The organism is Streptomyces sp. NPDC104581, from assembly GCF_055583685.1.
Genome location: NZ_JBVJNN010000018.1, coordinates 1 through 12,672 on the forward strand (window position 1 = coordinate 1; position 12,672 = coordinate 12,672).

At 70.2% G+C, this 12,672-nt stretch carries 14 protein-coding genes and 1 pseudogene; 8 read left to right on the forward strand and 7 right to left on the reverse strand.

The window, feature by feature from the left end; genetic code table 11:
- Positions 1-182 precede the first annotated feature (182 nt).
- Positions 183-1,937, reverse strand: a complete 1,755-nt coding sequence (thiC, locus tag ACZ61E_RS16790; protein ID WP_469700375.1) for a phosphomethylpyrimidine synthase ThiC — start codon at positions 1,935-1,937, stop codon at positions 183-185.
- 211 nt (positions 1,938-2,148) lie between these two features.
- Between thiC and ACZ61E_RS16795 the strand changes: the two genes are divergently transcribed.
- A complete protein-coding gene (locus ACZ61E_RS16795; protein ID WP_469700376.1) occupies positions 2,149-3,546 on the forward strand; it encodes a YibE/F family protein in 1,398 nt (465 codons plus the stop codon).
- A 51-nt stretch (positions 3,547-3,597) separates the two neighbouring features.
- On the opposite strand, the gene ACZ61E_RS16800 is transcribed toward ACZ61E_RS16795, so the two are convergent.
- From ACZ61E_RS16800 to ACZ61E_RS16815, 4 genes are all read right to left on the reverse strand, one after another.
- On the reverse strand, positions 3,598-4,032 hold the full coding sequence (locus tag ACZ61E_RS16800) for an SsgA family sporulation/cell division regulator (protein WP_469700377.1): 435 nt from the start codon (positions 4,030-4,032) through the stop codon (positions 3,598-3,600).
- A 152-nt stretch (positions 4,033-4,184) separates the two neighbouring features.
- Entirely contained in the window at positions 4,185-4,961 is a 777-nt protein-coding gene (locus ACZ61E_RS16805) for an IclR family transcriptional regulator (protein WP_469700378.1), read from the reverse strand.
- Between the two features lie 343 nt (positions 4,962-5,304).
- The gene (locus ACZ61E_RS16810) at positions 5,305-5,520 is read right to left on the reverse strand and encodes a DUF5326 family protein (RefSeq protein WP_469700379.1); all 216 of its coding nucleotides are present in this window, start codon (positions 5,518-5,520) and stop codon (positions 5,305-5,307) included.
- Between the two features lie 163 nt (positions 5,521-5,683).
- Positions 5,684-6,001: a cupin domain-containing protein gene (locus ACZ61E_RS16815; protein WP_469700380.1), complete on the reverse strand. Its 318-nt coding sequence runs from the start codon at positions 5,999-6,001 to the stop codon at positions 5,684-5,686.
- Positions 6,002-6,015: 14 nt separating this feature from the next.
- Between ACZ61E_RS16815 and ACZ61E_RS16820 the strand changes: the two genes are divergently transcribed.
- The 4 genes from ACZ61E_RS16820 to ACZ61E_RS16835 all read left to right on the forward strand — a co-directional run bounded on the left by ACZ61E_RS16820 (position 6,016) and on the right by ACZ61E_RS16835 (position 9,218).
- Entirely contained in the window at positions 6,016-6,393 is a 378-nt protein-coding gene (locus ACZ61E_RS16820) for a phage holin family protein (protein WP_469700381.1), read from the forward strand.
- Between the two features lie 15 nt (positions 6,394-6,408).
- Complete coding sequence (locus ACZ61E_RS16825) at positions 6,409-7,563, forward strand: cystathionine gamma-lyase (protein WP_469700382.1); 1,155 nt, start codon at positions 6,409-6,411, stop codon at positions 7,561-7,563.
- Between the two features lie 229 nt (positions 7,564-7,792).
- Positions 7,793-8,686 carry a LysR family transcriptional regulator gene (locus ACZ61E_RS16830; RefSeq protein ID WP_469700383.1) on the forward strand — a complete coding sequence of 298 codons (894 nt, stop codon included), beginning with the start codon at positions 7,793-7,795 and terminating at the stop codon, positions 8,684-8,686.
- A gap of 52 nt (positions 8,687-8,738) precedes the next feature.
- Positions 8,739-9,218 carry an NUDIX domain-containing protein gene (locus ACZ61E_RS16835; RefSeq protein ID WP_469700384.1) on the forward strand — a complete coding sequence of 160 codons (480 nt, stop codon included), beginning with the start codon at positions 8,739-8,741 and terminating at the stop codon, positions 9,216-9,218.
- A 14-nt stretch (positions 9,219-9,232) separates the two neighbouring features.
- Here ACZ61E_RS16835 and ACZ61E_RS16840 read toward each other — a convergent pair whose 3' ends face one another.
- Positions 9,233-9,910 (reverse strand): HAD family hydrolase, encoded by a 678-nt coding sequence (locus ACZ61E_RS16840; RefSeq protein WP_469700385.1) that lies wholly within the window; start codon positions 9,908-9,910, stop codon positions 9,233-9,235.
- A gap of 76 nt (positions 9,911-9,986) precedes the next feature.
- Between ACZ61E_RS16840 and ACZ61E_RS16845 the strand changes: the two genes are divergently transcribed.
- From ACZ61E_RS16845 to ACZ61E_RS16855, 3 genes and pseudogenes are all read left to right on the forward strand, one after another.
- Entirely contained in the window at positions 9,987-10,526 is a 540-nt protein-coding gene (locus ACZ61E_RS16845; protein WP_469700386.1) for a DUF2269 domain-containing protein, read from the forward strand.
- Between the two features lie 3 nt (positions 10,527-10,529).
- Positions 10,530-10,685: pseudogene (locus ACZ61E_RS16850) on the forward strand (MarR family transcriptional regulator); the annotation flags it as partial.
- A 10-nt stretch (positions 10,686-10,695) separates the two neighbouring features.
- Entirely contained in the window at positions 10,696-11,160 is a 465-nt protein-coding gene (locus tag ACZ61E_RS16855; protein WP_469700387.1) for a GNAT family N-acetyltransferase, read from the forward strand.
- Between the two features lie 66 nt (positions 11,161-11,226).
- Here ACZ61E_RS16855 and ACZ61E_RS16860 read toward each other — a convergent pair whose 3' ends face one another.
- The gene (locus ACZ61E_RS16860; RefSeq protein WP_469700388.1) at positions 11,227-12,603 is read right to left on the reverse strand and encodes a serine hydrolase domain-containing protein; all 1,377 of its coding nucleotides are present in this window, start codon (positions 12,601-12,603) and stop codon (positions 11,227-11,229) included.
- Positions 12,604-12,672 lie beyond the last annotated feature (69 nt).

Below are 12,672 nucleotides of genomic sequence, written 5' to 3' on the forward strand. Positions count from 1 at the left end.
CGCGGACGAGATCGCCAACGGCCTGACCGAGAAGGTCGGCGAGATCCTCAGCGGCGAGTAATCCACACCACCACCGAGCAGGGCAGGCCGCTTCCGTCCCCGGCCAGGATGGAACCGGACCTGCCCCGCTCGCGTTCCCCGACCCGGTGCCCTCACGGGACCGTCGGGAGACGCGACGCGCGTCAGTCCGCGATCGGCAGGTACACGCGGTTGCCGTTTGCCGCGAACTCCTGTGACTTGGCCGCCATGCCCGCCTCGATCTCCTCTCGCGAACCGCCGTGGTCACGACGGATGTCGTGGGAGATCCGCATCGAACAGAACTTCGGCCCGCACATCGAGCAGAAATGCGCGGTCTTCGCCGGCTCCGCCGGCAGTGTCTCGTCGTGGAACTCCCGTGCCGTGTCCGGGTCGAGCGCCAGGTTGAACTGGTCCTCCCAGCGGAATTCGAACCTCGCGTCCGACAGCGCGTCGTCCCATTCCCGCGCCCCCGGATGGCCCTTGGCCAGATCCGCCGCGTGCGCCGCGATCTTGTACGTGATGACGCCGGTCTTCACGTCGTCGCGGTTGGGCAGCCCCAGGTGTTCCTTGGGCGTCACGTAGCAGAGCATCGCCGTGCCCCACCAGGCGATCATCGCGGCACCGATGGCGGAGGTGATGTGGTCGTACGCCGGGGCGACATCCGTCGTCAGCGGGCCGAGCGTGTAGAACGGCGCCTCCTCGCAGATCTCCTGCTGGAGGTCGATGTTCTCCTTGATCTTGTGCATCGGGACATGGCCCGGCCCCTCGATCATGGTCTGCACGTTGTGCCGCTTGGCGACGGTGTTCAGCTCGCCGAGCGTGCGCAGCTCCGCGAACTGCGCCTCGTCGTTGGCGTCGGCGATCGAGCCCGGCCGCAGACCGTCGCCGAGGGAGTACGTCACGTCGTACGACGCGAGGATCTCGCACAGCTCCTCGAAGTTCTCGTACAGGAACGACTCCTGATGGTGCGCCAGGCACCACGCCGCCATGATCGAGCCGCCGCGCGAGACGATGCCGGTCTTGCGGCGGGCCGTGAGCGGCACGTAGCGCAGCAGCACGCCCGCGTGGACGGTCATGTAGTCCACGCCCTGCTCGGCCTGTTCGATGACCGTGTCCTTGTAGATCTCCCAGGTCAGCTCCTCGGCCCTGCCGTCGACCTTCTCCAGCGCCTGGTAGAGCGGCACGGTGCCGATCGGGACCGGGGAGTTGCGCAGCACCCACTCGCGGGTGGTGTGGATGTTGCGGCCGGTGGAGAGGTCCATGACCGTGTCGGCGCCCCATTTGGTGGCCCAGGTCATCTTGTCGACCTCCTCCTCGATGGAGGAAGTGACCGCGGAGTTGCCGATGTTGGCGTTGACCTTCACCAGGAACCGCTTGCCGATGATCATCGGTTCGATCTCGGGGTGGTTGACGTTGGCCGGCAGTACGGCGCGGCCCGCGGCGATCTCGTCGCGCACGACCTCGGGCGGGACGCTCTCCCGGAGGGCGACGTACTCCATCTCCGGGGTGATGTCGCCCCGCCGCGCGTACGCGAGTTGGGTGACCGCCTGCCCGTCGCGGCCCCGGCGCGGCTGGCGCGGGCGGCCGGGGAAGACCGCGTCGAGATTGCGGAGGCCACCGCGCGGCGAGGTGTGCTTGAGGCCGTCGTCCTCGGGGCGCACCGGGCGGCCCGCGTACTCCTCGGTGTCGCCGCGGCCGATGATCCAGTTCTCCCGGAGCGGTGCGAGACCGCGCCGTACGTCGGTTTCGACGGTGGGGTCGGTGTACGGCCCCGACGTGTCGTACAGCGTCACGTCGTCGCCGTTGGTGAGGTGCACCTGCCGGACCGGCACCCGGAGGTCGGGGCGCGATCCTTCCACGTATCCCTTGTGCCAGCCGATGGCTCGTGCGGCAGGCGTGCGTGCGTCCTGAACGGTCATATGAGACCTACTCCCTACGCCGGCATTACCCGGTAACAGGTTCGGCGGTCGACGCAGCTCAGGGATCATCCGGGGAAGCCCCGGAACTCCACAGTCAGCGTCCTCTCAGCCCGGTGCTCCGAGCTCCCGCGTGTGTAAAGGCACCACCACGCTAACGCGATGCCGGGCGTGCTGAACAGAGGGCCCCCGCCGTTCTTGCGATGATCGGTCGGTGACCTCACCCCAGCAGACACCCGATACACACGGCCACTCGCACAGCCACGGGCCGGCCGCGCCGGTCTCCAAGCACCTGCGCAAGGTGATCGCCGCGGTGCTGATTCCCTTCGCCACGGCCGTCCTCGTCGGACTCGTCGTGCTGTGGCCGGGCGGCGCCCCGGCGCACGAGCGCACCGGTGTCGGCTTCGACCGGCAGACCGAGCAGGGGCAGGTGGTGAAGATCGAGCAGATCGACTGCAAGGACGTGAACGCCGCTCAGGTCCCGCCGACGGGCGACACGACGACGCCGCAGGGGCGTGAGGCGCAGCGCGCGCAGACCGGGGACTGCGCGAAGGCCACGGTCGAGGTGACGACCGGCAAGGACAAGGGGCGCAGGTTCGTCGAGATCGTCCAGCCGGACGCGCCGAGGCAGTTTCACGTGAAACAGGGCGTTGTGGTGGCATACGCCCCCGACGCGCCCCGGGATCTCCAGTACTCGGTCACGGACGTGGACCGTACGACGCCGATGGCGCTGCTGGCCGGGATCTTCGCGCTCGCGGTGGTCGTGGTGGGACGGCTGCGCGGGCTGATGGCCCTGATCGCGCTGGTCATCTCGTTCGCCGTACTGACGCTGTTCATCCTCCCGGCGATTCTCCAGGGCTCCAATCCGCTGATCGTCGCGGTCGTCGGCTCCAGCGCGATCATGCTGCTCGCGCTGTATCTGTGCCACGGACTGACGGCCCGTACGTCCGTCGCCGTGCTCGGCACGCTCATCTCGCTGCTGCTGATCGGGCTGCTGGGCTCGCTGTTCATCGGCTGGGCGAGTCTGACGGGCAACACGGACGACAACACCGGGCTGATCCACGGGCTCTATCCGGAGATCGACATGAGCGGTCTGCTGCTGGCGGGTGTCATCATCGGATCGCTCGGTGTGCTGGACGATGTGACGGTCACCCAGACGTCCGCGGTCTGGGAGCTGCGCCAGGCCAATCCCGACATGGGGCCGCGCGCCCTCTACCGGGCGGGCATCCGGATCGGGCGCGACCACATCGCGTCCGTGGTCAACACGCTCGTACTGGCTTACGCGGGCGCCGCGCTGCCGCTGCTGCTGCTCTTCTCGATCGCCGAGTCCAGTGTGGCGACGGTGGCCAACAGCGAGCTGGTGGCCCAGGAGATCGTACGGACCCTGGTCGGGTCGATCGGACTGGTCGCGTCGGTGCCGGTGACCACGGCGCTGGCGGCCCTCGTGGTGTCGGCCGACCGGCCGGGGGTGCCGGAGGGGGGCGGGGTGCCGCGGACGGCGACGGGAGCGCCGTCGGGGCCACCCACGGGGCCGCTGCCGAAGGCGCCTTCCGGGCGGCCGTTCGGGGGCCTGCGGACGCGGGGCGGAGGCGGGCGGCGCCGCAAGGCGTAGCCCTCCGCCCGGAGGGATGCCGGAATCAGCCGCTCCTCGGCGGATCCGCGGTCAGCCCGCGTTCTCCTCGGCCAGGATGCGCCCCAGCGTCTCCTCCAGGTTGGTCTCGAAGTGCCCGAGCGTCATCTCCTGGCCGAGTGGGACCAGCCGGTCCGTACGGTCGAGGAAGGCCACCAGCGGGGGTGCGCTGACCCGGAACAGGGCGTGTTCGGCGCCGACCTGGAGCCTGATGTGGACATCGGAGAGCTCTTCGGGCTCGGTCGGTGAGATGTACACGTCACCGTCGCCACTGGGTTCGTTGATGCCGTCGACCAGCAGCTCGCGGCCGAAGGCCCAGGTGACCGGGGCGTCGCCGGGCAGATGGAACGTCATGCGCACCGCGTAGGGGTCCGTCGTCTCGTAACGGAGTTCCACGGGAATTCGGAATGAGAGCTCTTCGGAGACAAGGAAACTCATCAGGACTTCGGCCTGAACCAACTCGCGCATCATGTACCCCGCAGTTGACGACGGAAAGTTACGGAGAGTAAGAAATTCAGAGGGGTTTCGGGGGTTTAGTGGGTGAAACGTCCGATATAGGTGCCCCTTGATCCTCTTCTTAATCGTCCAACACGCAGTTACGGATCACAAGGAGTGATATTTCAGATACTGATAGAGAATTCCAGCGAGCCGCTCAAGTTTCCGATCTCTTTGCAAAGTCGTTCGACATTGGGAAGCAGTTCTGCCTCCTGGTGCAGCGGCACCGACGTCGCGAGCGCCGCGATCGTCCGTCCGTACGGGACGGGTACGGCGGCGCAGACCTGGCCGAGCACGTACTCCTGCCGCTCCAGGAAGGGCCCCGTACGCCCCCTGGCACCGAGGCGCGACAGCAGTGCGCGCCGGTCCGCCACCGAGTAGGGGGTGAGCCGGCCCACCGGATACCGGTCCAGATGGTCCTGGCGGGCGGCGTCGTCGAGCTGGCCCAGCAGACACTGGCCGATCGCGTGCGCGTGCCCGGTCGCACGGAAATCCGCCCATTCGGCGACGGCGGGCGCGGCAGGGCTGTCGGCGACCGCGACGATCTCGATCTCGCCCTCGCGGTAGATCGCGAAATAGACGGGTGCCCCGATCAGATCGCGGCAGTACTCCATCGACTCGGCCATGGTGCGGCGGGCCCCGCCGGTCACCGGGCCTTCGCCGCTCACCAGGCGGTCCACCGCCTCCCCGAGGAAGAACACACCCTTCTCACGGCGCAGATAGCCCTCGTGGGTCAGGGTGCGCAGCAGGTGATAGGCGGTGGGGAGGGGGATGCCGGCCTCACGGGCGAGCTGTTTCGCCGGGGCCCCGTTCGGATGGGCGCCGGCCGACTCCAGCAGACGCAGCGCGCGCCGTACCGAACCGATCAGGGTAGGGGCAGCTGACGTGCTCGCTGTGGCCAAAGGTCACCCCCGGGCGTACCGACGGGCGTGCGCCCGCTCGCGGGGGCCGCCCCCGCGCCTGTCACACCTCCGGGGACCCGAGACAGAGTCTGAGGCCCGGCGCCGGGAACTCACACAATGCATTGGTCAGAACGACCGGCGACGCTGGTTTCGAAGGAGGTGGCAGAGGCTTGCCACTCTAATGGCAGCCTCTGAGGTGGGAGTGGTTTCGTCTCCGCCTTTCCCCCGCGCGGGCTAACGGCCGGGGCGGGGGCGCCCCCGGCGGGGACGGAACGGCGGCGGAACGACAGTACGACGGTACGGCGCGGTACGGCGGTCGAGGAGGGCGCGGAGGGCGCGCGGGCTACCAGCCGCCTCGCGAGGACGACGATGTGAACTTCCGCACCCCGTAGACGAGCCCACCGATCAGGGCCACCAGGATCAGCAGCTTGAAGAGCACTCCGATCACGAATCCGACCACGCTCGCGATCAGCCCGCCGAACACGACGAGCACGACCACGGGCAACGCGATCCACTTCACCCACCAGGGCATTCCCGCGACAATCTCCCGTACCGCCATCGTCCCTACCTCGTTCCGTGAGTACCTGAAGCACGCAGAAGCGTGAATACGTGATGAGCGTTCCCGCTGCTTCCGATGCTAGAGCGGCGCGGGGCGGAGCGGAGGGCCCCGCGGCCCTGGAACTCCCCTGATCCGACCCTGACGCGACCGTGAGGGTCCGGCCTCACCCCTCCGGAGGGGAGAAGACGACCATGACCCGCAGGTCCTCGGTGATGTGGTGGAACTTGTGCGGCTGGCCGGCGGGCACGTAGACGACGCTGCCCCGCCCGACCTGCGTCGTCTCCATGCCCACGGTGATCGCAGCGCGCCCGCTCACGACGAAGTAGACCTCGTCCTGGCTGTGCGGCTGCTGCGGGTCGATGGTGCCGGCGTCGAGTGCGTACAGGCCGACGGACATATTCCGTTCCCGTACAAACTGCAGATACGCCCCGTCGTTGGCGGCACGTTCCGCCTCCAGCTCGTCCAGTCGGAATGCCTTCATGCCACGATCTCACCATGAAGAATTTCGTAGTCAAGACGATCGCCAACGCCGGAGCACTGGCCGTGGCGATCTGGCTGATCAATGACATCACCCTGACCGGCGACAGCACCGGCAAGAAGGTGCTGGCGCTGGTGATAGTGGCGCTGATCTTCGGAGTGGTGAACGTCGTCGTCAAGCCCGTGGTGCAGCTGCTGACACTGCCGCTGTTCATCGTCACCCTGGGTCTGTTCACTCTGGTCGTGAACGCGCTGATGCTGATGCTGACCTCCTGGTTCGCCGACAAGCTCGATCTGAGCTTCCATGTCGACGGCTTCTGGACGGCGGTGCTCGGCGGACTCATCATCTCGATCGTTTCGTGGGCGCTGAACGTCGTGCTCCCCGACGAGGACTGATCCCTCTTGGATCCCGTGAACCCCAGGAACGCCGTGGAGCCCGCGGACAGCGGCCCCGGGGACGGCACCCGCGCCGTCCGGGCCGGGCTGCCCGACCCGGTGAAGTACGAACCGACCATGCCGGGCCCCGTGTTCGCCGCCCACTTCCATCTGCCGGGCGAGCCGACGGGCCCGTACACCTACGGCCGCGACACCAATCCGACGTGGACCCATCTGGAACGTGCCATCGGCGAGCTGGAGGCCCCCGGCCGACGCGTCGAGACCGTCGCGTTCGCCTCCGGGATGGCCGCGATCTCGGCGGTGCTCTTCTCCCAGCTGCGCACCGGCGACGCGGTCGTCCTGCCGGACGACGGCTATCAGGCGCTGCCGCTGCTGCGGGAGCAGCTCACGGCGTACGGCATCGAGGTACGGACAGCGCCCACCGCCGGCGACGCGCAGCTCGGTGTGCTGGCCGGTGCCCGGCTGCTGTGGATCGAGACCCCGTCCAACCCCGGGCTCGACGTCTGTGACATCCGCCGGCTGGTGCGGGCCGCGCACGACCAGGGCACTCTCGTCGCCGTGGACAACACACTCGCCACACCGCTGGGCCAGCGACCCCTGGAACTCGGCGCCGACTTCTCCGTGGCCAGCGACACCAAGGGCACGACAGGGCACGGCGACATCCTCCTGGGCCATGTGACCTGCGAGGATCCCGAGCTTGCCGCGGGTGTCCGCCGCTGGCGCAAGATCGCCGGGGCCATCCCCGGACCGATGGAGGCATGGCTCGCCCACCGCTCGCTGTCCACGCTCCAGCTGCGTGTCGACCGCCAGTGCGCGACCGCGCTGCTGCTGGCGCGGGCGCTGGCCGGACGCGCCGATGTGAGCGGGCTGCGGTATCCGGGGCTGCCCGACGACCCCTCGCACGCCCTCGCGTCGGCGCAGATGCGGCGGTACGGGTGCGTGGTGTCGTTCGTCCTGCCGGACCGCGACCACGCCGAGCGGTTCCTGGACGGGCTGCGGCTGGTGGACGACGCGACGAGCTTCGGCGGTCTGCGCTCGACCGCGGAACGGCGGGGGCGGTGGGGCGGCGACGCGGTGCCGGAGGGCTTCGTCCGGTTCTCCGTGGGCGCCGAGGACCCCGACGACCTCCTCGCCGATGTCCTGCGCGCCTTGGCGGAAGCCGCCGGCTGAACCGGCAGGCGGGACCCGGCGGAACGGACGGTCCGAGCCTCCCCCCTCGTGGCTCGGGCCGTCCACGGGTTCCCGCATCGCGAAGAACCACCACAACAAGGCTAGTTGACTCTGCGTCAGTGTCCAATCACAGTAGCGACAGCCGCCTATCGACTTATTTATAGTTGGACGTTCCGGCGACCGGCCCAGGGACGGGTCCGGACGGGGCCGGAAGTTGAGGAGGGCTGCCATGGACCTGGCCCTGCTGCGTACGTTCGTCACCGTTCACCGCGCCGGATCGTTCACCCGCGCCGCCGCCCTCCTCGGGCTCTCCCAGCCCGCGGTCACCGGCCAGATACGCACGCTGGAGCGCCAGTTGGGGCGCCCGCTGTTCCTGCGCCAGGCCCGTGGCGTCACCCCCACCACCATGGGGGACGAGCTCGCCCACCGTGCCGCGCCCCACCTCGACGCCCTGGTCGAGATCACCGAGACCGGTCTCGACGAGGAGTCCGGCGTACGGACGCTCCATCTCGCCGGGCCGCCGGAGTTCACCTCCGTACGCGCCCTGCCCGCGCTCACCTCCCTGATCAGCCAGGGGCTCGCCCTCCGCGCCTCCTTCTTCGCCGACGCCGAGGAACTCCTGGACGGCCTCGCCGCCGGACACCACGACCTCGCCATCGTCACCGCGCGGCCGCGCGGCGGACTGCTCACCTCGACCCCGCTCTGCGACGAGGAGCACATCCTGGTCGCCTCGCCGCGCTGGGCGGCGCGGCTGGGCCACGACGTGCTGCGCGAGGGTCATGTGCTCCTGGAGCAGCTTCCGGTGGTGGAGGTCCACGAGTCGCTGCCCCTCGTCTCGCGCTACTGGGCGTCGGTCTTCGACTCACGGCCGGCCGCCGCGGGCGCCGTCATCGCACCCGACCTGCGCGCCGTCCTGGAGAGCGCGGCGGCGGGCGCCGGGCTGGCCGTACTGCCCCGCTACCTCTGCGAAGCGGCGCTGGAACGCGGGGAGATAGTCGCTCTCTACGATCCGCCGGTGCCCCCGCTGCGGACGTACTTCCTCGCCGTACGGACCGGCACACTGGCCCTTCCGCACATCGCGCGGGCGCACGAATGGCTGCTGCGTGCTTCGGTCGACTGGTGACGGCGCGCCCCGGGGGAGTTTCGGCACGGCCGTATCGGGCCACGCTCTCTCCATGACCGAACGGCCCGTGGTCAAGCGCACCGCACGCGCCATCCTGCTGGACGGCGACCAGCTCGTCCTGATCAAGCGCACCAAACCGGGTGTGGATCCCTACTGGCTGACGCCCGGCGGCGGGGTGGAGCCCGACGACGCGACCGTCGTGGCCGCGCTCCACCGCGAGGTCGACGAGGAGCTCGGCGCCAAGATCACCGATGTCGTGCCCTGCTTCGTCGACACCGTCGAGCACATCGCGGACGGCGGTGTCACCGGCGTGAAGGTGCAGCACTTCTTCGTCTGCCGGCTCGAATCGCTGGACCCGTCACTGCGGCACGGGCCGGAGGTGGAGGAGCCCTGCGGGGAGTACGAGATCGTCCGGGTGCCGTTCAGCCGGGTCGGGATCGCCGCCGTCCATCTCGTACCGCTGTCGCTGCGGCACTATCTGGACGGCAACATCGAGGGCGTACGGGCGATGCACGCGCCCGACCTGGGCTGACGCGCCGGTCGCTGTCAGCTGTGCGGGCGCGGGCGGGTGCCCAGCAGGTCGAACGCCTCGCGCAGATCGCCGCCCCGGTAGGTGTGCGTGGCGAGCCCGGCCAGATGGTGGTCCGCGTTCACCGCCACGGCGCGGGGGACGGAAGCGAAGATCGCCGCGTCGGACATGGAGTCCCCGAAGGCGACACAGTCACCGAGCCGGACACCGAACCGCGCGCACAGCTCGTTCGCGATCCGGACCTTGGCCGCCGTGTCGAGAATCCCCGTCCGGTCCACCGGCCCGGTGAACGGCAGGGCCGGCCAGCGTGAGCCATGGGTGGCGTGCGCTCCCCACGGCAGCAGCCGCTCGACGAAGAAGTCCGGCGACAGCGTGATCACGGCGCAGTAGTCGCCGCGCGCACGGATGTCCGCCCAGACCTCGCGGATACCGGCCAGCCACGGCGCCCCCTCGAAGGCCGTCTCGACCTGTGCGGTGGTCAGCTCGGCCCACAGCTCCCTGGCCCGGACGGCGAACTCGTCCGGGGCGAGCCCGGCGGTCAGGAACTCACGCTCCAGCTCCGCGATCTCGGCACCCACACCGAGCTGCCGGGAGATCTCCACGGCGGCGGCCGATCCCCGGATCAACGTGCCGTCGAGATCGAACAGATACAGCGTGCGCGGGCGTTCCTGGGCGTTCTCACCGGGGCTCTCCATGTACGCCGAGGTTAGTACGGGCGGTTACTCCCGCCGTCGGACGCCCTCCGCCACGGATCGCGGCACCGTGTTTCACGTGAAACCACTCAAGCGGCCCGTCCGCCGGGCACTCCTCGCCGTCCATGTCGCCGTCTCCGTGAGCTGGCTGGGCCTCACCCTCGGTCTGCTCGCACTCGGTATCACCGCGTACACCACCGGGGACGTCTCACTCACCGAGGCGTCCTACCGTGCGATGAAGGTGTTCGCCGACTGGCTGCTCGCGCCCATTGTCGTGATCACTCTTGTCAGCGGGCTGGTGCTCTCCCTGGGAACGCCCTGGGGACTGGCCCGGTACCACTGGGTCTGGATCAAGTTCTGGCTCACGCTGGTCACCGGCGCGGCCACGGTCTTCGCGCTGCGGCCGGGGATCGGACAGGCTGCCGGGAGCGGCGGTGTGCCCGACATCAGCCTCGTCGCCGCGCCGTCGGTGGCGACCGGCGCGTATCTCTTCATGACCGTCGTCTCGGTACTCAAGCCCTGGGGGCTGACGCGCCGGGGCCGGCGGGTGCGGGCTGCCTCGACCGGGAAACGCGCGGGGCGCGGGGCCGCGGAGAAGCGCCTCAGCACCTCCGCGTGACGGCTCCGGCTTCTCGCCGAGGCGCGGCCGGCCAACGACACCGCGCTGCGAGAGGCCCTGGACACGGACACGGCGGCCGATCCGGGGCCGGGGCCGCTGGTCAGGGCCGTGGAGGAGTTGCGCGCACCCGCGCGGCCGGCCCCGTCGCGACCGGCGTAATCTGCGAGCCATGAGCGATCTACGCATACGGTCGGCCGACGCCGGTGACCTGCCCGAGATCGTGGCGATGCTCGCCGACGATCCGCTGGGCGCGGCACGCGAGTCGCCGGACGACCTCACCCCGTACCGCAGGGCCTTCGCACGGCTCGCCGACGACCCGAATCAGTACCAGGTCGTCGCCGAGCGCGACGGGCGCGTCGTCGGCACGCTCCAACTGACGATCATCGCGGGCATCTCGCGCCGGGGCGCCACGCGGTCGGTCATCGAGGGCGTACGCGTACACGCCGACGAGCGGGGTTCCGACCTCGGCACCCGGCTGATCCGGTGGGCCATCGACGAATCCGGGCGCCAGGGCTGCCAGTTGGTCCAGCTCACGTCCGACGCGACGCGCAAGGACGCCCGGCGCTTCTACGAGCGGCTCGGGTTCACCGCGTCCCACGTGGGCTTCAAGATGAGCCTGGAGACCGAGGGCTGAGGCGACGGACGGCCGCCACATGCGCCCACGCCGGGGCCGGCCGTACGCACGGTTTCACGTGAAACGTCACAGACCGCGCCAGCCCCGCTCGTCCACTCCGCCCGGGACCACGTCCCCCGGCTCGTAGGGCTCGCGGGTGTAGACGAAGGAGCCCAGATCGAGATGGCTCACCCGGCCGTCCGGGCGTCGGACGGCCTTCAGCGTCTCCCCCGTGTAGTAGCCGTCGAGCCCCTGCCACGTACCGTCCGCGCGGGCCACGAACCGGGAGCGCCGTCCGGCGTCGCGCAGCGGCGCGAGGTCCAGTCCGCGGTCCGCCGTCAGGCGCAGGACGTACGGGGTCGCTCCCCAGTACCAGGGACCCGTCAGCTCCAGCAGCGACGGATCGACCTCGGGAAGGGGCCGCCACGGCTCGGGGACACGGGGCTCCGCCTCAGCGACGATATTGATGAGTTCGGCGGCGACGACACCGGTGAGCGGGCCCGAGGTGGCGTTGGCAAGCGCGACGGCGACCAGTCCGTCCTCGACGCTCACCCAGAGCGCGGCGACGAAGCCGGGCAGCGAACCCGTGTGCCCGGCGTAGGTACGGCCGCCCCCGTGGACGAGCTGCACACCGAGCCCGTAACCGCCGCCCCACTGACCGCTCTCGGGAGGCGTGGCGGGAGTCCGGGCCTCCTGTACGGACGCGGCGCTCAGGACCCGGTCGTCTCCCCCGGCGAGGAACGCCCCGAAACGGCAGAGGTCGTCCGCCGTCGACCAGAGCTGGCCCGCCGGGGCCATCAGGCCGAGGTCCTCGGCGGGTTCGGGCAGGATCACGTCCGCCCAGGGATGCACGGCCCAGCCACCGGCCGCCGGGGCGACGGGCCGGGTGGTCGTGCGGCCCATCGACAGCGGCTCCAGGATCTCCCGCCGCAGCACCTCCTCCCAGGGCGCCCCGCGCAGCGCCTCGATCAGTGAACCGAGCAGGGTGTAGCCGGGGTTGGAGTAGTGGTACAGCCGGCCGGCGGGGTGCAGCACCGGGTTCTCGCCGAGCACATCGGCGAGTTCGGGCCGCGTCGTGCCGGGTGTGCGCTCCCACCAGGGGGCCGGCGCCTCGGCCGCCAGCCCCGCCGCGTGGCCCAGGAGCTGGCCGATGGTGACCTTGCCGACCCCGGTGCCGGGCAGATGCCTCTCCAGCGGGTCGGCCAGATCGAGCAGGCCCTCGTCGCGCAGCCGCAGCACCAGTACGGCGGTGAAGCACTTGGTGATCGAGCCGATCCGGTACTGGGTGTCCGCGTCCGGCTCATGACCGTCCACCCCGCCGCGTCCGCCGGACCAGACCGTGTGCCCGTCGCGCGCGACCGCGGCCACGAGCGAGGGGGCGCGCCCTTCGGACTGCGCGGTGGCGACGCGGTGCAGAAGGGCCCGTCGCGTACTGGGGAGGAGTTCTTCGAACGGTGAGGTCATGGTCCACATCTACCGGTCGCGCCCCGCGCCGTCGACCATATTCGGCAACCGGGCCTCCGCCGGCGGAGC

Excerpts from the sequence above, each read along its gene's own strand:
- ACZ61E_RS16835 (WP_469700384.1), top strand. The coding sequence starts at position 8,739 with ATGACCGAACGGCCCGTGGTCAAGCGCACCGCACGCGCCATCCTGCTG.
- ACZ61E_RS16820 (WP_469700381.1), top strand. The coding sequence starts at position 6,016 with ATGAAGAATTTCGTAGTCAAGACGATCGCCAACGCCGGAGCACTGGCC.
- ACZ61E_RS16815 (WP_469700380.1), bottom strand. The coding sequence starts at position 6,001 with ATGAAGGCATTCCGACTGGACGAGCTGGAGGCGGAACGTGCCGCCAAC.
- ACZ61E_RS16800 (WP_469700377.1), bottom strand. The coding sequence starts at position 4,032 with ATGCGCGAGTTGGTTCAGGCCGAAGTCCTGATGAGTTTCCTTGTCTCC.
- ACZ61E_RS16840 (WP_469700385.1), bottom strand. The coding sequence starts at position 9,910 with ATGGAGAGCCCCGGTGAGAACGCCCAGGAACGCCCGCGCACGCTGTAT.
- ACZ61E_RS16860 (WP_469700388.1), bottom strand. The coding sequence starts at position 12,603 with ATGACCTCACCGTTCGAAGAACTCCTCCCCAGTACGCGACGGGCCCTT.
- ACZ61E_RS16810 (WP_469700379.1), bottom strand. The coding sequence starts at position 5,520 with ATGGCGGTACGGGAGATTGTCGCGGGAATGCCCTGGTGGGTGAAGTGG.
- thiC (WP_469700375.1), bottom strand. The coding sequence starts at position 1,937 with ATGACCGTTCAGGACGCACGCACGCCTGCCGCACGAGCCATCGGCTGG.
- ACZ61E_RS16855 (WP_469700387.1), top strand. The coding sequence starts at position 10,696 with ATGAGCGATCTACGCATACGGTCGGCCGACGCCGGTGACCTGCCCGAG.
- ACZ61E_RS16830 (WP_469700383.1), top strand. The coding sequence starts at position 7,793 with ATGGACCTGGCCCTGCTGCGTACGTTCGTCACCGTTCACCGCGCCGGA.